Origin of the sequence: Streptomyces flavusporus, from assembly GCF_046267975.1 — a bacterium.
GTDB lineage: Bacteria > Actinomycetota > Actinomycetes > Streptomycetales > Streptomycetaceae > Streptomyces > Streptomyces flavusporus.
Genome location: NZ_CP176503.1, coordinates 1,896,772 through 1,915,942, shown reverse-complemented (window position 1 = coordinate 1,915,942; position 19,171 = coordinate 1,896,772). Strand labels below are relative to the sequence as shown.

The 19,171-nt window shown below is 69.9% G+C and carries 11 protein-coding genes; 10 read left to right on the top strand and 1 reads right to left on the bottom strand.

Features of this window, described 5'->3' with window-relative positions:
* Positions 1-21 precede the first annotated feature (21 nt).
* On the top strand, positions 22-3,315 hold the full coding sequence (locus ACKTSN_RS09100) for a right-handed parallel beta-helix repeat-containing protein (protein WP_409468610.1): 3,294 nt from the start codon (positions 22-24) through the stop codon (positions 3,313-3,315).
* Positions 3,312-4,613, top strand: a complete 1,302-nt coding sequence (locus ACKTSN_RS09095) for a S8 family serine peptidase (RefSeq protein ID WP_409468609.1) — start codon at positions 3,312-3,314, stop codon at positions 4,611-4,613. The genes ACKTSN_RS09100 and ACKTSN_RS09095 overlap by 4 nt, the downstream gene beginning before the upstream one ends.
* 94 nt (positions 4,614-4,707) lie before the next feature.
* Here the strand turns inward: ACKTSN_RS09095 and eccCa are convergent, their stop codons facing one another.
* A complete protein-coding gene (eccCa, locus tag ACKTSN_RS09090) occupies positions 4,708-8,631 on the bottom strand; it encodes a type VII secretion protein EccCa (RefSeq protein WP_409474781.1) in 3,924 nt (1,307 codons plus the stop codon).
* A 305-nt stretch (positions 8,632-8,936) separates the two neighbouring features.
* On the opposite strand from eccCa, the gene eccD reads away from it, so the two are divergent.
* The 8 genes from eccD (at position 8,937) to ACKTSN_RS09050 (ending at position 17,611) form a co-directional block, all read left to right on the top strand.
* Positions 8,937-10,331: a type VII secretion integral membrane protein EccD gene (gene eccD, locus ACKTSN_RS09085; RefSeq protein ID WP_409468608.1), complete on the top strand. Its 1,395-nt coding sequence runs from the start codon at positions 8,937-8,939 to the stop codon at positions 10,329-10,331.
* Positions 10,332-10,351: 20 nt separating this feature from the next.
* Positions 10,352-11,839: a type VII secretion protein EccB gene (eccB, locus tag ACKTSN_RS09080; protein ID WP_409468607.1), complete on the top strand. Its 1,488-nt coding sequence runs from the start codon at positions 10,352-10,354 to the stop codon at positions 11,837-11,839.
* Positions 11,840-12,199: 360 nt separating this feature from the next.
* Complete coding sequence (locus ACKTSN_RS09075; RefSeq protein ID WP_409468606.1) at positions 12,200-12,535, top strand: WXG100 family type VII secretion target; 336 nt, start codon at positions 12,200-12,202, stop codon at positions 12,533-12,535.
* Between the two features lie 65 nt (positions 12,536-12,600).
* Positions 12,601-12,918 (top strand): WXG100 family type VII secretion target, encoded by a 318-nt coding sequence (locus ACKTSN_RS09070; protein WP_409468605.1) that lies wholly within the window; start codon positions 12,601-12,603, stop codon positions 12,916-12,918.
* 27 nt (positions 12,919-12,945) lie between these two features.
* Entirely contained in the window at positions 12,946-13,488 is a 543-nt protein-coding gene (locus ACKTSN_RS09065) for a type VII secretion system-associated protein (protein ID WP_409468604.1), read from the top strand.
* A 73-nt stretch (positions 13,489-13,561) separates the two neighbouring features.
* Positions 13,562-16,759, top strand: coding sequence for an AAWKG family protein (locus ACKTSN_RS09060; RefSeq protein ID WP_409468603.1), 3,198 nt, complete (start codon positions 13,562-13,564; stop codon positions 16,757-16,759).
* A gap of 59 nt (positions 16,760-16,818) precedes the next feature.
* Entirely contained in the window at positions 16,819-17,265 is a 447-nt protein-coding gene (locus ACKTSN_RS09055) for a YbaB/EbfC family nucleoid-associated protein (protein WP_409468602.1), read from the top strand.
* A 4-nt stretch (positions 17,266-17,269) separates the two neighbouring features.
* Complete coding sequence (locus tag ACKTSN_RS09050; protein WP_409468601.1) at positions 17,270-17,611, top strand: hypothetical protein; 342 nt, start codon at positions 17,270-17,272, stop codon at positions 17,609-17,611.
* The last annotated feature ends 1,560 nt before the right edge of the window (positions 17,612-19,171 follow it).

Sequence of the window (19,171 nt, the reverse complement as noted above, 5' to 3'; positions counted from 1 at the left end):
ACGATCAGGAGGTTTCCGCTCGTGTCACGCCAGGTACTCCACGTCGACCCGTCGAGGTCCGGCGCCTACAGCACGCTCGGTGAAGCGCTGAGCCGTGCCCGCAGTGGGGCCGTGGTCAGCGTCGCACCGGGGCAGTACCCCGAGAATCTGGTGATCACGACGCGCGTGACTATAGCCGCCGAGCAGGCCCACGGAACCGTCCACATCTGCCCTCCCGAGGGCAGCGCGGTGGTCCTGAAGGCCGATGCCATGATGATGACGGACCTCGTGCTGCGCGGACGGGACGAGAACGTCCCCGTGGTCGCCGCGCTGCGCGGCCAACTGGCCATGGACGGCTGCGAGATCACCGGCTCCGCCTGGACGGCCGTGCTGGCCCGCGACGGTGGCGCGCTGGCCATGCGGAACTGCCGGGTGAGCAACCCGCGCGGAGCGGGCATTGTGGACACCTCCGGCCAGGAGTCCTCCATCGAGTCCTCCGTGATCGAGCACCTGGGCACCAGCGGGATCGTCCTGACCGACGAGAGCCGCGCCGCCGTACGCGGGTGCACCATCAGGGACGCCCGGGGCAACGGCGTGCTCGCGAGCGGTTCGGCCCAGGGCTCCGTGGAGGACTGCGACATCTCGTCCACCGACAAGCCGGCCGTCGCGCTGGAGGAGAACAGCACGACCCGGGTGCTGCGCACCGTGGTGCACGACACCAGCACCGGTGTGCAGGTGTCGAGCGCGGCGCGCAACGAGTTGGAGGAGGTACGCGTCACGGCGACCACTGCCGCCGGGTTCGTCCTGACCAACGGCACCGATCCGGTTCTGAGGCGCTGCCGCGCGGCACGCACCAAGGGCCCGGGGTTCTTGGTCACGGACCGGTCCCGGGGCACCTTCGAGGACTGCTGGCTGGAGTCTGCCGACGTCGCTGCCCTCCAGGTGAACGGCGCGGCCACGCCGGTCCTCATCGGCCTGTCCGTGCGCGACAGCGCGTCCGGCGCCGAATTCACCGACGGGGCCGCCCCTGAACTCGACCGGCTGGAGATGCAGGACATCCGAGGCACGGCCGTCTCCGTGCGCGGTGCCGCCAACCCGCTGCTACGGCGCGCAAGGCTCCGCGGGACCGGCGGCCGCGGTGTGGACGTGTCGGACTCGGGGCGCGGGCGGCTGGAGGACTGCCACCTGGAGAGGACCGGGGAGACCGCCGTGTACGTCGGCGACGGGGGCGACCTCTACGTCGGAGGCGGCAGGATCGAAGAGCCGCAGGCATCCGGACTCGTCATCGGATCCGGCGGAGCGCTCACGGTGCGGGACTGCCTGGTCGTCAGGGCGAAGGGCGTCGGCGTGCAGGTCGAAGCGGGCGGCGAACTGACCGCGAACCGGCTGCGGGTGCATGGGGCGGCCGAGCACGGCCTCCTGGTCGCCGAGCGGGCCCGCGCCTCGCTCAACTCCTGTGAGGCGGGCGCCTGCGACGGCGACGGCTTCCGGATCGAGAGCAGCGAGCCCGTCCTTCTGGCCGGCTGCTCGGCCCGGGAGAACCAGGGCGGTGGCGTGGTGCAGACACGGCCCGGCGATCGGCTGTCCGTGGAGGACCTGACGTCGGCCGACAACGGAGCCCCGGACGCGTACGGCGACGGGGCACTCGATCACCTGGACCCCGATCAGCTCGCCCGGGGCTCCGGCCCGCTGGCCGAGCTCGACCGGCTCATCGGTTTGGAGAACGTCAAGCACCAGGTGCGCACCCTGGTGAGCCTGGCCCAGCTCGCGCGCCGCCGCGCCGAACTCGGCATGCCGGCCCCGCCGATGGCCCGCCACCTGGTCTTCGCGGGTCCGCCCGGTACCGGCAAGACCACCGTGGCCCGGCTGTACGGATCGGTCCTGGCCGGTCTCGGCGCGCTGCCCAGCGGGCATCTCGTCGAGGTCTCCCGGGCCGACCTGGTTGCCCAGGTGATCGGCGGCACCGCCATCAAGACCACCGAGGCGTTTCAGCGCGCCCTCGGCGGCGTGCTGTTCATCGACGAGGCCTACACTCTGCTGTCGGACAGCGGCCGCTCCGGTGCGGACTTCGGCCGCGAGGCGGTGGACACACTGCTGAAGCTGATGGAGGACCACCGCGAGGAAGTCGTCGTCGTGGTGGCGGGCTACTCCGAACGCATGGAGGAGTTCCTCGCCTCCAACCCCGGCCTGCAGTCCCGCTTCTCGCGCACGATCGAGTTCGAGAACTACACCGTGCCCGAACTCGTCTCGATCATGGAGAGCATGTGCGCCTCGCACCAGTACGAGCTGGGCGAAGGCACACGTGAGGCGCTTGCGCTGCTGTTCGAGCGGATGCCCCGCGACGCCGGCTTCGGCAACGGCCGTGCCGCGCGCCAGGTGTTCGAGGAGATGGTCGACCGCCAGGCCTACCGGCTGTCCACCATGCCCAATCCCGAGCCCGGAGACCTGACCACACTGCTGCCGGTGGACGTCGGAGAGCGGGAGGCCGCCGAGGTCGCCGGCACCGGCGGTACGGAGACCGGCACCCCGCTGGAGCGGCTGAACGAGATGATCGGCCTCGCCACCGTGAAGCGGGACGTCACCGACCTGGTCAACCTGCTGGGGACGGCGCGGCGCCGGGAGGCCGCCGGACTGCCGGCGCCCCGCATCAGCAACCACCTGGTCTTCACCGGCCCTCCGGGCACCGGCAAGACGACCGTGGCGCGCCTCTACGCGGAACTCCTGGTCTCGCTCGGCGTGCTGCCCCGCGGCCAGCTCGTCGAGGTCGCCCGGGCCGACCTGGTCGGCCGCTATATCGGGCACACTGCACAGCTCACCCGCGAGGTCTTCGAACGGGCCCGGGGCGGCGTGCTGTTCATCGACGAGGCGTACACCCTCACCCCGGTCGGTGTATCCGGGGCGGACTTCGGCCGTGAGGCGGTGGACACGCTGCTGAAGCTGATGGAGGACCACCGCGACGAGGTCGTTGTGATCGTCGCCGGATACACCGAGGAGATGGACGACTTCCTGGCCTCCAACCCCGGCCTGGCGTCGCGATTCTCGCGACGCGTCGAGTTCGGCAACTACTCGTCCGACGAACTGGTCACCATCGTGCGCCAGCACGCCACGGCGGCCAGCTACGACTGCGCGCCCGGCACGGCGTCGGTGCTGCGGGCGTACTTCGACTCCCTGCCCAGGGACCGTACGTTCGGCAACGGGCGCCTCGCGCGCCGGGTCCTGGAAGGCATGATCACGCGACAGGCGGGGCGACTCAGCGCCATGTCGGCGCCGTCCCTCGAAGAACTGCGCACCCTGCTCCCCGAGGACCTGGCCGGCGCGGAGGCGACGGCGCGGTGAACACCCCCGAACCCACCCGGACCGACGCCGCCGCTCCTGCTTCGGCCTCCGCGCCCGTCTCCGCCCCGGCGCCGGTCCCTGCCTGCTCCCCGGCGCCGGCCCCGGCACAGCGGCGGCCCCGCATCCGGGGCGGACGGTTCCTGACGGCAGCCCTGTCCATGGCGGCCGCGGCGCCGCTCCTGCTGCCCTCGGCGGCCTTCGCCGCGGAGACGGCCCGGCGCGGCGATCCGGTGAAGCTGCCCGTCATGCCCGCCGTGCTCGACGACGGTGACGCCTGCACAGCGGCCTCCGCCACGACGGTCCGTGCCGAGCCGCGCTACCAGCGGACGCTGGCGCTCCAGCAGTCCTGGCGGTTCAGCCGGGGCGGCGGGGTGAAGGTGGCGGTCGTGGACACCGGCGTCGCCGCGGGAACCGCCCGGCTGGACGGCCGGATCACGACAGTCACCGGCAGTGGCGACTGCGTCGGCCACGGATCCTTCCTGGCCGGCCTCGTCGCCGCGGCGCCGAAGCCGGGGACCCGCTTCAGCGGAGTGGCGCCCGAGGCCCGGATCCTCGCCGTGCGCGGCACCGGCGAACGGGGCGTGGCGAGCGCCGCCACGCTGGCGGCGGGGATACGGGCCGCCGCCGACGCCGGCGCCGAGGTGATCCTCGTGGGCCCGGCGCTGGCCCGTGGCTCGTCCGAGCTGACCAGGGCGGTGGAGCATGCCATCGACCGGGACGCCCTGGTCGTGGCGGCCGCGGCGCCGCAGATGGAGTCCGGGACACGGGCCGAAACGGCCCAGGACTACTGGCCCGCTGCGCAGCGCGGGGTGCTGTCCGTGCTGGGGACGGCGGACGACGGCTCGCTGCCGGACGGCACGGCCATCCCGAGGAAGGCCGACCTGGCCGCGCCCGGCAGCGGTGTGATCGGCGTGGGCCCGCGCGGCGAGGGGCACTTCATCGGCAGCGGTTCCTCCCTCGCGGCGGCCTTCGTGGCCGGTACGGCGGCACTGGTGCGCGACCGGTATCCAAGTCTGTCCGCGGCCGGGACTGCAGAGCGGCTCACCAGGACCGCATACCCCGCCGATGTGCCCAGGGTGGACGTCTACGCGGCTCTGAGCAGTTCGGCGACCGGCCGCGAAACGGTGGCGGAGCCGTCACTCGTACCGGCCCGGATGCCCTCCACTGAGGCCACCGAGGCCGCCGTGCGCCGCGGAACGCTGCTGGCGGGTGCCGGGGCGGTCACCGCGGGCCTGGTGGCCTGGGCGGGGTTGGTGGTCCGCGTTCGCCGACGGCGTTTTCGGGACGCCACCGACTGACGCGCCGGCCCGTCCCCGGGCCGGGGACGGGCTCGACGGGGACGGCGGGGACAGCGGGGAGGGCGGACCCGTCCTGCTGCCCCCGCCGGGGCCGTCAGCTCGCCTGCTCCTCCTCCAACAGCGCTGTCTGGACCATCACCGGCTTGCGGCGCACGAAATAGTGCGCGCGGCCGGGCGGGAGGTTCTTCGGCTTGAAATTGCCGAACACAAAGCCTTCCGTCGGGTGGCACGACAGCAGCAGACCCGGTGTGTTCGCCTCATCCATCCGCCGCATGAGCGGGTCCGACATCACCCGTGACGCGCCCGACGCCGAGCGGGCCACCACCACGTTCAGACCCACTTCGTGTCCCAGCGGCAGGAACTCGAAGAGCGGTGTCAGCGGATGCCCCGACAGGCCGCTGCCCAGCAGCTCGTAGTCGTCTACCAGTACGAACAGCCGCGGTCCCGTCCACCAGTCCGCCAGCGGCATCCTCGCGGGGGTGATGTCCGCCCCCGGCAGCCTCTGCTTCAGCGCTTCCGCCGCCCCGCTCACCAGTTCCTGCAGCACCTGCGCCGACACCGCCGTGCCCAGGCGGTACTCCTCCGGCACCACCTCCGTCAGACTCCTCCGGAAGTCCGCGGTGAGGATCCGCGCCTCGTCCGGCGAGTACTTGTCAACGATCGACCGCGCGATCAGCTTCAGCAGATTGGTCTTGCCGCTCTCCGTGTCACCGACCGCCATCAGATGCGGCGTACGGCCGAAGTCGTGCCACACCGGCGCCAGCTGCTCCTCGTCCATGCCGATGGCCACCTTCAGGGCCGAGCCCTCCCGCTGCGGGGCGGGCAACTCCCGCACCGGCAGGCGGGCGGGCAGCGTGCGCACCGGCGGCGCACCCGGACCCTCCCACGCGCCGGAGACCCGGGCGACCAGGTCCGCGACCCCTTCCGACAGGTCCTCGACGCTCGCCTGCCCGTCGATGCGCGGCAGGGCGCTCAGGAAGTGCAGCTTGTCACCGAAGGTCAGTCCTCGCCCGCCGCTGTTGGGCACCTCCCTGGCCTTACGGGTGTCGACGAGGGAATCGATGCCGTCGCCCAGGCGCAGCTCCAGCTTGGTCGCCGCCTGGTCGCGCACCTGCGCCGACAGCTCCACCCACCGTGTCGTGGTCACGATCAGGTGGATGCCGTAGTTCAGGCCTTGTGTGGCGATCTGGTTCATCACCGGTACCAGGTGGTCGAAGTCCTGCCGTACGGACTGCCAGCCGTCCACCACCAGGAATACGTCCCCGTGTCGCTCCTCGGGGAAGTCGCCCTGCGCACGGCGCCTGCGGTAGGTCGCCATCGAGTCGATGGCCTGGTCGGCGAAGAACTGCTCCCGGTGCGCGAGCACCGCCGTGATCTCCGCCACCGTCCGCTTGATCCGGTCGGCGTGCAGCCGTGCCGCGACCCCGCCGACATGCGGCAGTCCGGCCAGCTGCGCCAGGGTTCCACCGCCCAGGTCCAGACAGTAGAACTGCACCTCGGCCGGGGTGTGGGTGAGCGCCAGCGCCGAGATCAGCGTCCGCACCAGCGTCGACTTGCCGCTCTGCGAGCCGCCGCCGATCGCCACGTGGCCCCCGGCCCCCGAGAGGTCCACCAGCAGCGGGTCACGCCGCTGGTCGAACGGCTTGTCCACGATGCCGACCGGCACCCGCAGCCGCCCCGTACCCGGCCGGCCCGCCGTCACCAGCACCGGCTTCCCGTCCGCTGCCACCCCCGGAAGCAGCCCGTCCAGCGTCGGCGGCTCGTTCAGCGGCGGCAGCCACACCTGGTGGGCGGGCGGCCCCGCGTCCCGCAGCCGTTCCACGGCGGTCTCCAGCAGCGACTCCGTGCTCTCCTCGTCCTCCTGAACCAGCGGCTGGGGCGCGGCCACCGGCTCCCGGGGCACCACCCAGCCCGAGGTCCACGGCACGATCTGGTTGGCCACTCGCGCCTGGTTGGCCGCCGACATCCGCCGCCGGTAGGGCCCGGACACATACGCGGCCCGGAAGCGGACGAGTCCCTCCGTGCCGTGCTTGAGGAACCCCGCACCCGGCTGGGACGGCAGCTGGTACGCGTCAGGCACCCCCAGCACACCGCGGCTCTCGATGGCCGAGAAGGTCCGCAGACCGATCCGGTACGACAGATGGCTCTCCAGCTGGTGCATCCGGCCCTCGTCCAGCCGCTGCGAGGCCAGCAGCAGATGGATGCCGAGCGACCGCCCCAGGCGGCCGATCATCACGAACAGCTCCATGAAGTCCCGGTGCGCCGCCAGCAGTTCACTGAACTCGTCCACCACGACGAACAGGCTCGGCAGTGGAGCGAGGTCCGCCCCCTGGGCACGGGCCTTCTCGTACTCCAGCGCCGAGCTGTAGTTGCCCGCCGCGCGCAGCAGTTCCTGGCGGCGTATCAGCTCACCCTGCAGCGCGTCCTTCATACGGGCGACCAGTGCTACCTCGTCGGCCAGGTTCGTGATCACCGCAGAGGTGTGCGGCAGCGAGTCCAGCCCCAGGAACGTGGCACCGCCCTTGAAGTCCACCAGGACGAAGTTCAGCGTTTCCGAGGAATTCGTCAGGGCGAGCGCCAGGACCAGGGTGCGCAGCAGTTCGCTCTTGCCGGAGCCGGTCGCCCCGATGAGCATGCCGTGTGGACCCATACCGCCCTGGGCAGACTCCTTGATGTCGAGTTCGACGGGCTGACCGTCCGCTCCGACCGCCACCGGCACCCGTAGCCGCGCCGACCCCGTCGCACGCTGCCACAAATCCGTCGGGTTGTGCTGGTGCAGATCGGCGATCGACAGCAGCGTCGTCAACTCCGTGTCCGCGCTCAGCGGCTCCGAGGCGTCCGACCCCACACTCATCCGGTACGGGGCCACCATTCGCGCCAGCGACTCCGCCATCCGCGGGCCCAGTGCGTCCGGCCGGCCCAGCACCGTGGACTGCTCCTTGCGGGACTTGTCGGTCCGCACCAGGGCGACCTTCTCCCGCTGCACGTCCAGCCGCAGAGTGGTGCGCCCAGGCCGCCACTCCAGCTCGCCGGACACATCCACCACCACCACGTTGCGGAGCCCCGCTCCGTTGAATCGGTGATCGGCGGGAAGTCGCACACCGTCGACCACCACGACCGTCAACGGCTCGTCCCGGCCCGGTACCGCGTCCGGGTCGAACGCCGGACGCTCGAAGATCTCGGCATCCAGCAGATCGCCCAACTCCTCGATGGTGGATGCCGTCATCCGTGCTTCCCCGGCACCGTCCTGCTCGTGCGGATGCAGATGATGCGGCAGCCACTTCAGCCATTCCCACTCGGCACGCCGCTCCTCCGCCACGCACAACGCGATCCACAGATCGTCCGGCGCGTGGAACACCGCCAAGTGCGCCAGCGCAGCCCGTACCAGGTCGCGGCGCGCCGCCTCGTCACCGCGCAACAGCACCTTCGACCACGACCGCAGGTACAGGGAGATCGGCTGCTCCGGTACTGTCGCGTAGGCCCGTACGAACCGTCGCAGCGCATGTGCGCTGAGCGGTTCCAGATCCTCCACCGGAATGGTCGCCGCCGGGGCCATCTGCAGGGCCAACTGCTGATCACCCACCGCGATCCGCGCCTCGCCGAAGTCCTCGTCGGCTGGTCGCCGTTCCCACAGCCGGGTCGTGCGCACCAGACTGCGCAGCGCGGCCGGCTCCGGATGACGCCACGCCAGTGCCTGCTGCTGCTGCGCCACCGCTCCACGCACCTGCGCGCGCATCTGAGTCAGATACCGCAGGTAGTCACGCCGTTCACCGCGCAGCCGTTGCTTGCGCTCACCACTGCGACGCGCCCATTGTCCCAGCAACATTACGGCCGAGGCCAGGACCATCATCCCCATGGCCACGTAACTGAGTATGTTGTTTTTTCCGGGCCGTATGAACATGAACATCATGGAACCGGACATCATCGCCATCGGCAGATAGGTCCACACCGCGGAACTGTCCGGCACCACCTCCGGCAGGCCGGGCGGCTCCTGCAGGCTCAGTTCGCCGTCAGGCATACCGGGGCCCCGGCGCCGAGCCGGGCGCCGGAAGAGAACCACACTCAACGGAAGTCTCCTTAAACGCGGAGCGCGTCACCGCGCCCGCCTCGACGGAAGACGGTCCTGACCGGACAGGCACCTCAGCTGACACTGAATGTGTAACGGCTAACACTGGCGTGTAACGGCCAACACTGGTGTGAAACGGCAGGCCCGGAAGAAGACTCGGCCCGCTCAACGGACCGGAGTCGGCCCGAGTAGTCTGCATCCGATCCACGCACATTCAAAGCCGGTCTCATGCTGCATAGAGAAGGCGCTTCCTCATCATGCCCGAAACCTCCCTCGCGGGACTGTGCCGTCTTACTGTCCGCACCCCCCGCAACTCCCTCGACCTCGCGGTCCCCTCCGATGTGCCGGTGGCCGATCTACTGCCCGCCGTCCTGCGCCACGCCGACGCTGACACCGAGGAACAGGGCCTGGAACACGCAGGCTGGGTCCTCCAGACACTTGGCGGCAGCCCCCTGGAGGGCGAAGGCACCCTCGCCTCGTCGAACATCAACGACGGTGAGGTGCTCTACCTGCGCCCTCGCACCGACCAACTCCCCGAAGTACGGCTGGACGACCTCGTCGAGGGCATCGCCGACAACCTGCGCGACCGCCTCCACACCTGGAGCCCGCAAAGCAGCCGCATGCTGCTGCGCTCACTCACCGGCTTCGCCCTGACCGCCGGCCTGCTCATCCTCGCCTCACCCGGGTTCGCCGCCCTCACCCGCGTCGCCGCACTGGCCGTCACCGCCGCACTCCTCCTGGCCGCAGCGGCCACCGCCAGTCGCGCGGTCGGCGACGCGGCCTCCGGCGCGGTCCTCGGCAGTTTCGCACCGCCCTGCCTCGCCCTGGCCGGCGCCCTGGTGGCGGGCACCCCCGGAGGCCGGGGCGACGAGGCGCTCGGTGCCGCACTGCTGGCGGCCGGCGCGGCCGGCGCCGGATCCGCGGCCCTGGCACTCTCCCTCGTCGGACTTCACACGCCGCTGTTCTCCGCCTGGATCCTTGCCGCTCTCGCCGGCGCCTCGACCGGCGCCCTCATGGCCTTCACCGGACTCCAACTTGCAGAGGCCGCCCTGGTCGTTGCATCCATCGGCGCCATTCTGAGCCCCTTCGTCCCGTCCGTGGCCTTCAAACTGGCCGGGATGCGCATGCCCTTCCTGCCGTCCAACCCGCAACAGCTCCAGGAGGACATCGAGCCGTACTCCAGTCAGACCGTCGCTTCCCGCACCACGATCGCCAGCACATGGATGACTGCCCTCTACGGCGTCATCGGTGCCGTGGTCACCGTCTGCTTCGCCGCCGCGACCACCAGCCAGAGCCTGCCCGTCCGCATCACCGAGACCGTCCTGTCCCTGCTCCTGTTGCTGCACGGCCGCGCCATCGGTAACGTCTGGCAGCGCCTCGCCATGGTCCTGCCCGGAGCCGCCGGCCTGTCCCTGCTGGCCATCTCCGCGGCCATGACCGCTCAGCCGGGAACCAGACTGCTGCTGGCCGCCGCGGTTCTCGCCACCGCCGCCGCCCTCGCCGTCGTCTCATGGTTCCTGCCGGGCCGCCGGCTCGTGCCGCACTGGGGCCGCGCCGCCGAAATCCTCCACAGCGTCCTCGCCATGAGCCTGCTCCCACTGCTTCTTTGGGTCCTGGGCGTCTTCGGCCGGCTCCGCGGCTTCGGCGGCTGAACCAGGAAAGGAGAAATACCGTGCAGTCCAAGCGAGACCAGGTCCAGGCCCACATGTTCGTCATGGGCCGACTCAACTCCGGCATGCTCAGCGCCGAACCGGACGCCCCCGAGAGCCCGCTGGCCCGAACCAGCCGCGGACTGACGATCGGCATCGTGATAGCCCTGATCATCTGCGCCGGCGCCTTCATCTTCGGACACCTGTCACCCGGCGGCAACAACTCCTGGCGCAGTGGCACCGCGCTGGTGGTGAACAAGGACACCGGAGCGCGCTATCTCTACCTCGACGGCCGCCTCCGCCCCGTCCGCAACTATGCTTCCGCCCGCCTCCTCGGCGGCAAGGACCTCACCGCTGTCACCGTGGGCACCCGCTCGCTGGGCGATACCCCTGTCGGAGCACCCGTCGGCATCGAGGGAGCGCCCGACAGCGTCCCCGGCGGCGACCGGTTGGAGCGCGGCGCCTGGCGGGTCTGCTCCGCCCCAGGCACCGGCCCGGCGACCGAGGGGACCCGGCAGTCCACCGGCAGGTTCCGGACCGTTCTGGCCGTGGGCGGCGGCACCCGCTCCGCCGACCGTGCTCTGAGCAACAGTCAGGCCGCCCTGCTCAAGGGCCCCGATGGCACACTCCACCTGATGTGGCGCGGCAGCAGGCTCCGTCTCGACAAGGCCGGCGGCGCCGTGACCTCGCTGGGCTACGGATCCGCCGCCCCCCGTCCGGTCACCGCAGCCTTTCTCGACGCCCTGCCCACCGGACCGGACCTCGCACCCCTCAACGTCCCCGGCCGGGGCGAACCCGGCCCCGCCCTCGGCGGCGCCACCCGCGTCGGGCAGCTCTTCCAGGTACAGGTCCCCGGAGGCACTCCCGCCTGGTACGTCCTCACCCGCGGTGGCCTGAGCCCGCTGACCGAAACCGCCGCCGCCCTCCTGCTCGGAGACCCCAAGACCCGCACGATCGCCTACGAGGGCAAGGCTCCCCAGCCCCGCACACTCGGCTCGGACATCCTCGGACGGCACCTGGCGCCCCGCACCGCCGACACCTCCGACACCCTGCCGGACACACCGCCAGGGCTCACCGACATCACCGCCGACACAGCACTGTGCGCTGTCGTCGAACCCCGCGGCTCCGGCGGTACCAAGGTCTCGGGTGCCCTCGTGCCCGTCTCGGCGCTCACCCCGCTCGCCCAGCGCACAGCGGCACCCACCGCGCCTGCCTGCAACCCCGTCGACGGCATCGTGGTCCCGCCCCGGCACGGCGCGCTCGTGCGCGTACTGGGGGCGGCCGGCGGCCCGCTCGGGGACACCACGTACCTGGTCACGGAGAACGGGGTCAAGTACCGCGTCGACGGGGAGAAATCACTGGGCGCTCTGGGGTACACCGTCCAGGACGCGGTCCAACTGCCCTCCCCGCTCCTCGCGATGCTTCCCACCGGCCCCGACCTCACGTCCGACGCCGCCGCCGGTGTCACCTCACCGCGCACCACAAGTGCCGCCTGTGCGAAGCGTTCCTGACGATGAACTACACCTGCGCCCGGCGCGACGCCGGCTCCTCGGGCACTCAGCGGTGTGCCGCGGATCCCACCGGCGGTCCTGAAGACATACGCCGGCCGCAGTGAGACACAACGGCGGTTCCTCTCCGGCCACACGGTCGGTGAGTACGGTCGGGCACCACCGGCTGCCCGATCGCTCCCGACCCATGCGTGTGACTTCCGCGCCGCGCTGTACAGTCCTGACTGAACCGTCTCGGTGACCGACAAGCGGTAAGCGGTGATCAACCCCTTACGTGTTCCTGGGAATTCCGCCCGGCCGTCTGACTCCCGGCGCCGTCATCATGGTTGTCCGCGCTGCCCGAGCGTTGAGAAGGAGACAGAAATGTCCACACCCACACCCGCCATCTCCGGAAGTCAGAGTGAGAATCAGCGGGCGATCGAGCGTCTGACGCAGGCCAAGCAGGGCATCGAGATGCAAATCGACACAATCGATGGCCAGGTAGGCAACCTTCAGACGCAGTTCCGAGGTTTGGACGGTTCGGCGTACAGCGGTCTTCTCCAGGAATGGCTCAGCCATGTGATGAAGATCGTGAAAGACCTCGAAAACATCACCACGGCGTACGGGGACACCGCCCGGATGCAGAGCAATCAGACCGCCCTGAGTGTGGATGCGGTTAGCGCCCGTCAGAATGCCCAGAACGCCATGATGGGCAATTGATACACGGCGCTTTCGCGTAGCTGCGATCGATCGAGTCCCTCAACCAGCAAAGGAGTGTGCCAGTCGTGTCCACGCCCACGGACGGTCCTGACATCTACATTGACCCCAACGGGTCGCGAGTCACCGCGGAGGAGTTGCAGCAGATCAACAGCAAGATCCGCCAGATAGTCACCGAGCTCCAGAGCGACATCAGGACCAGCTTCACCCAGTGGCAGGGAGAGGCCCGAGATGAGTACAACGTCGTCCAGGCGCAGTGGGATGGCGACATGAATGCGGCGTCAGCCGCTCTCGAGGGCCACACCGGCCTGCTGGTGGACCTGGCGGAGGGGTGGCAGCGGGCGGACATGCAAGGGACGGATCTTTGGCGCGGGCTGAGCCGCTGACCCCCGGCTGAAAGGACCATCCCCCTCATGCCCATCATCGGTTTCGACGCAGCGGGAATGCGTGCCTTCCGAGACGTCGACATAGTCGAATTCATCAGCGAACTGGACCGCATCAGGCGCGGTGACTGGGCCCCGTCCCTCATCGGTCTGCTGACCGGCGAAGAGGCGGACGACGGCGCCCGGCAGCAAGACCCCATGCTGGTCATCGGGGGCATGACGTCCGGTTCGGTGAACGGGGGGCCCTTGTTGACGAGGGTGAGGGATCAGGCACAGGACATCGACGACATCCTCCAACAGGACCAGCGGAGACTCTTCCCGGAGATCTCTGAGGCCCTGGGTGAAATCATCACAGATTTCCTCACCAACCAGGAAGCCAATCTCCACGCGATTTCCGCGGAGGACTTCCTGGAGCACTTGGACGAGGTGGAGGATGCCCTGGGAGGTCCGGACCAGAGTGGTTCCGATTTCCCCGTGGTCGTCAATTCGAACGACTCCGACTCGTCCGATGACTCCGGCTCGTCCAACGACTCGGATTCATCCGACGACTCGAACTCGTCCGATGAGTCCTAGTACTCGGACTGCTCTGGACCCGTACCGCTCCCCCCTTTGCGATCCCCTCTGAGAGAAACGTCAAGAGTACGTCGTGGCTGAGAATGACGAATCCGGTTCCGAAGGCGGTTCGGCCGCCAACGACTCATGGGGCAGGGCCGTCAGCCTGCTCACCGGTTACCCCATGCCCGACCGTGCGGGACTGTTCGAAGAACTCACGAGCCAGCACGGCATTCCCCTCTTCGACATCGTCGGCATCGACCACTGGCGGATGCAGCCGACGTCGCAGGACGCATGGGGCTGGCAGACCCACGGATTCGACTTCGTCATGCCGTTCTACGAAACCCGAGGCGGCAACGGCGCACACAAGGGTGTCCGGATGCGAGGCGTCAACATCCGGTTCATCGGCACCAATGGACGGCCGCTCCTGGGCCCCGGCGGCACCATGTCGGAGGGAGCCTCCGCCGCGGAGAACAGCACGGGCACGTGGGACCGCGGGAAGCTCGCCGCCTATATCACCGGCCCTACCGTCGCCCTGGACGCGTTGCTGCGGCCACCGTCCTACACGACCCGTCGCGTGGCGTTCTCCGGTCTCTCCGTCCCGGACTCGGCCCACGTCAGCCTGGACTCCTTCCAGCGCACCGGCATGGCCTTCGACCGGGCCTCGCTGTTCTTCCAGGGGCGCGCGGAGGTACTGCTGTCGTGGGAGAAGTCCTTCGGCGACGAGGAGTCCCCGTTCCGAGGCGAGGCCGCGGGTGCCTTCTGGGACCTGATCCACATCATCCGCCAGAACTACGACGGTTACGTCGATCAAATGGGCGGCCGCGACTTCACTTCCGGGCGCGCCTACATGAACGGCCAAACCCCGCAGTCCCAGATAGGGGACTCGCTGGCCTGGGCTCAGGAGGCCCTGCGGCACGGGGCGGCGTCACTGCGTGCTGCCTGGGACCACTGGGCGGCAGACGGGTGGCACGATCCGTATCGCTGGGTTCTCGCCGAGATCGAGGACCTGGTCAGATGGACCGTTGCCAACAACCACTCCCAAATTGTCCAGCAGCGGGGAAATCTGATCGCAGATAATTTCGACCCCGATTTCACTACCCTTCCTCCGTTCCGCCAGGACCATGACTGGGGTCCCCTTGCCTATCCGTCCACCTGGGTGCAGGTGGGCAGGGCGGCCATCGCCAAGTGGAATCAGCACGTCGACACCACGATCGGCCTGGTGGCGGAGCAGGTCACGAGTAACCTCAGCAACAACTGGCGGCAGGCCCTGGAGACCGTGGGAGAACGGGTCCGCAAAGTCACCACGGATACGCCCAGCCAGATCCAGAACGGTACGGGAGACACTGACCTACCCGACCTCGCCGAACTTTTCGGCATCGACAATCTCCCCCCCTTGGACGGCCTGCCCGGCGGTGGTGGGGACGGCAGTCTGCTGAACGGGGACCCGGGTCTCGGCAACCTTCCGGGACTCGACGGCCTGCCCGGCGGTGGCGGTGGTGGTGGGGGCGGCAGTCTGCTGAACGGGGACCCGGGTCTCGGCAACCTTCCGGGGGCCGACGGCCTGCCCGGCGGTGGTGGGGGCGGCAGTCTGCTGAACGGGGACCCGGGTCTCGGCAACCTTCCGGGGGCCGACGGCCTGCCCGGCGGTGGTGGGGGCGGCAGTCTGCTGAACGGGGACCCGGGTCTCGGCAACCTTCCGGGGGCCGACGGCCTGCCCGGCGGTGGTGGGGGCGGCAGTCTGCTGAACGGGGACCCGGGTCTCGGCAACCTTCCGGGGGCCGGCGGCCTGCCCGGCGGTGGTGGGGGCGGCAGTCTGCTGAACGGGGACCCGGGTCTCGGCGACCTTCCGGGGGCCGGCGGCCTGCCGGGGGCCGGTGATCTGCCCGGCGGTGGCAGCAGTGTGCCCGGTGGCATCGGCGGCGACCTCCCTCCCGCTCTGCTCAACCCCGGCATACCATCTTTTTCTGCTCCAGGCAGCAGCGGCGGCGGGGGAGCGATCCTGCCCCGTCCCCAGACGCGGCTCAATTCGGACGGCACGCTGACCACGACGTATGGGAACGGGAACTCCGTCACCCTCAATCCCGGCCAGGGAACCGCTGTCACGACCAGGCCCGACGGCTCCACCGTCACCACGGATCTCGGGAACGGCCCCGTGTACAACCCCGACGGCAGTGTGACGGTCGCCAACCCGGACGGGTCGATCACCACAACACACCAGGACGGCACGGTCAGTGTTCTCAACCCGGATGGCACACTCACCGATCTGAGCCCGGACGGGACCCTGACGAACACCTACACCGACGGCAGCACCGTCGAGATCCATCCCGACTCCGGCCTCGCCACTGCCACCGCCGCGGACGGCACGACCACCACCACCGACCTCAACAACGGGCCGCTGGGAGCGCCCGACGGCAGCACCATCGCACTCAACCCGGACACCGGCGCGCTCACCACCACCCACCCCGACGGCTCCACCGTCACCCTCGACCCCGCCACCGGGAACCTTGTCACCCACCATGCCGACGGCACGGTCACCACCCTCAATCCGGACACCCACACCCTCACCACCACCAATCCGGACGGCACCACGGAGACCACCGATCTCAACGGCACCCTGCCCAACACCGGCAGCGACGGTCCGGACTCCCTGTTCCCCGGTGGGGACCTGAACCTGCCGAACGACCTCAACACCGAGGTGCCCACGTTCGACGGCAGTGGCCTGGACACCGGCTCGTCCGGTGGTGGCAGTCTCCTCAACAACGGCTTTGACACCGTGGGCAGCTCCGGACCCGGCGGTCCCGAGGAGAGCGCCTACTTCGACGACAGCCAGGACAGCGCCGCCGGACGGGGCATCGGTTCCCCCGTCCAGGCCGCCGCGACCGGGCTGGGCGGGGGCACACTGCTCAACCCGGATGCGGGAGGCGCACCGATGTCCCCGGGCATGATGGGGCCGGGCATGATGGGGCCGGGCATGATGGGATCCGGCGCCGGCGGTGCCGGCGGCGGCAAGGAAGGCGGCTCCGAGCGCCGCCGAGAGGTCTACGCCGGCCCCCAGGGCACCTCGGGCATCACCCCCAAGCACAACGGCCGCGCCGCGGCCCTGGACGACGAGGACGTCGTCATCACCCGGGGACGCACCTCCACCAGCTCCGGCTCCTACGGCGGGGGCGCGGGATCCGCCCAGCGGCGCACCGAGAGCGCCGACCGGACCCGCGACAGCTGGAAGCCCGAGGACGAGGACGTGTGGGGTACCGACGAAGGCGGTGCGCCGGCCGTCATCGGACGGTGACCGGCTCCCCTACACGACCGCCGTTGAGCACACGAGGGCAGGAAGAGCGGATGACAGGAATGGACGACATACAGCAGCGCCTGGCGGAGGCCATGGAGCAGCTCAAGGACACAGAGGCCGCCGTCGCACGGGCCGAGGAGGAACTCAAGGGCTCTTCCTGCACCGTGAAGTCCGCCGACCGTTCTGTCGAAGTTACCGTCGACGCCCAGGGATCTGTGGTTTCGATGCGTTTCCTTGGCGGGCTGTACCGGGACATGGCGGCCCCGGAACTGGCAGCCAGCGTCCTGGAGGCGATGGAACGCGGTAGGATGATCATGGCGCGCCAGGTGATGAGCGTCCTCGACCCGCTAACCCAGGCCCTGCCCGCCATACCCGAGATGCCCAACCTCACTGTGGACTGGGCGAAGATATTCGGTCCCGGTGTCCTGGAGGAGCCGGCGGACGCCGACGTCCGCTACTCCCAGCGCAAGTTGCGCGACGAGATCAGCGAGGATGAGGAGGACTAGCAGCATGCCCGAGGTCTTCTCCGCTCAGACGGCACGCATCCGCGAGGCGACCAACAACATCGCCCAGTACGTCGCGGCCGCGCAGGCCATTGTTGACAACTTCCGGACGGGGATCGCTCCTACGCGTCCCTGGCCGGGACTGGACGACGCCTTCGCCCAGCAGACGCGACCGGGGGAGATTGAGGAAACCGATACCGCCAACAGGACCGGCACCAGCCTCGCCGGGGCGGTCGCCGGCGTCCAAAGAGGAGTTTCGATGACTCTGGACGCGCTGGTCGGGACGCAGACGAACGCCCTCGACGCCATCAACGAACACGCCAACCGGCGTCGCCCCCCACGCATCTGATCCCTCTCCCCCTCAACTGATCTTGGACCGGTAAGTCATGGCCATTGAGCTGTCGCCCGAGTGGCGGGCGTTCATGATGGTGGTGGCGGGTCAGCCATTTCCGCAGGCGAACGAGGATCTCGCGGCGCTGAGCGAGGGTCCTTACCGGGAGATGGCGCGACAGTTGGGGGATTTCGCGGATCTGTTGAGTGGCACGGTCGAGCAGACGGCGCGTGCGTTGCCGGCATCGATCGGGGAGTCGTTCCTGGCGGCGATACGGCCGTTGTTCGACGACGGTGGGAAGAACCATCTGCGGGAGTTCTCCCGGGAGATGGAGGCGGTGGCGGACGGCAGGCGCCGGATTGCCCTCGAGATCATCGAGAGCAAGTGGAGTATGTTCGCCGAGCTGGTGCGGCTGTACATCGAGATCCAGATCGCGCTGCTGATCGCGATCTTCACGGGCGGGTCGGCGGCGAGCGAGATTCCGCAGGCGATGGCGCGGAGCCGGGTGACGCTGCTGACCTATATGGCGATGTTGCTGACGCGGGTGCAGCAGTACATCGGGGGGCTGACCGGTGCCGCTGATGAGGCGTTTCAGACGCTGATGGTGCGTTTGGCGCTGATGGCGTTCGGGCCGCAGCGGTACCGTCCGCACGACGTGGACTGGGGGTCTGTCGGGCTGTCCGCGGCGTTCGGTGGAGTCGCGGGTGGTCTGGGCGGCGGGTTGGGTGCCGCGTCCGGTGGTCTGCGGAAGCTGACGCGGAATCAGTTCGGGGACGACGGTTTCGACGATGTGGTGTTCCGGGATCCGCCTACTGGGGGGCTGGGGCCGGTCAACCACGTGCCTCCGCCGGGTGGGAGGTCCGGCCGTGGGCCGGGGAACTATGTGGTGGACGTGGGCGACGGGTTCGTCGTCGGGGCTCTGGCGGAGGCTCTGGCCGAGGTTTTGGTCATGGGTGCGTTCGGGTTCGGGTTCGTCTGGAACTGGACGACGTTCTGGAGCTCGGGCGTCATGTCGGTGGCTGAGGGCGGTGCGGAACGGGGGGTGGAGAAGTTCGGCACCTCTTTGCGTGAGTTCTTCGGCCTGTCCACACCCAATCGCATGGGTTCCGGTACCGCTGCCGGCGGAGGCGACCGGGACGGGGCGGGCAGTGGTGGCTCCGTCTTGGGTGGCGGTCGTACGCGCGGTGGCGCCGCTCGCCCCGAGGGGGGTGGCCCTCGGGTACCGGGCGCCACCGGCACCCCCCCCGGTGCGACGGTCCCCCGCCTCACTCCCGCCGCCTTCGGCGAGTTGGGGATACGGAACGTCACCCCGGGCGCGACCCCGGGCTCCCTGGGCACGCCGGTCCCCCGCGGCACCGGCGCGGGTGCCGCCCGCCCCGTGGACAGCGGCACTCCGGCCGACGGCACGGCCCCGGACACGTGGGACGTACCGCACGGCACCACCCCGGCCGAGGGCGATGCCGCGACCCTGCCCTCCACCGCGACGGGACAGGCATCCGCCGGCACCTCGACCGGTGCGGGCCCGGTCCGTACGACGGGCAGCCCGGCCCCCGCAATCCCCGGCGCCCCGGCCGACAC

What these genes read in the sequence shown, in the direction of transcription:
- eccCa (WP_409474781.1), bottom strand. Translation starts at nt 8,631, where the DNA reads ATGCCTGACGGCGAACTGAGCCTGCAGGAGCCGCCCGGCCTGCCGGAG.
- eccD (WP_409468608.1), top strand. Translation starts at nt 8,937, where the DNA reads ATGCCCGAAACCTCCCTCGCGGGACTGTGCCGTCTTACTGTCCGCACC.
- ACKTSN_RS09075 (WP_409468606.1), top strand. Translation starts at nt 12,200, where the DNA reads ATGTCCACACCCACACCCGCCATCTCCGGAAGTCAGAGTGAGAATCAG.
- ACKTSN_RS09065 (WP_409468604.1), top strand. Translation starts at nt 12,946, where the DNA reads ATGCCCATCATCGGTTTCGACGCAGCGGGAATGCGTGCCTTCCGAGAC.
- ACKTSN_RS09055 (WP_409468602.1), top strand. Translation starts at nt 16,819, where the DNA reads ATGGACGACATACAGCAGCGCCTGGCGGAGGCCATGGAGCAGCTCAAG.
- ACKTSN_RS09050 (WP_409468601.1), top strand. Translation starts at nt 17,270, where the DNA reads ATGCCCGAGGTCTTCTCCGCTCAGACGGCACGCATCCGCGAGGCGACC.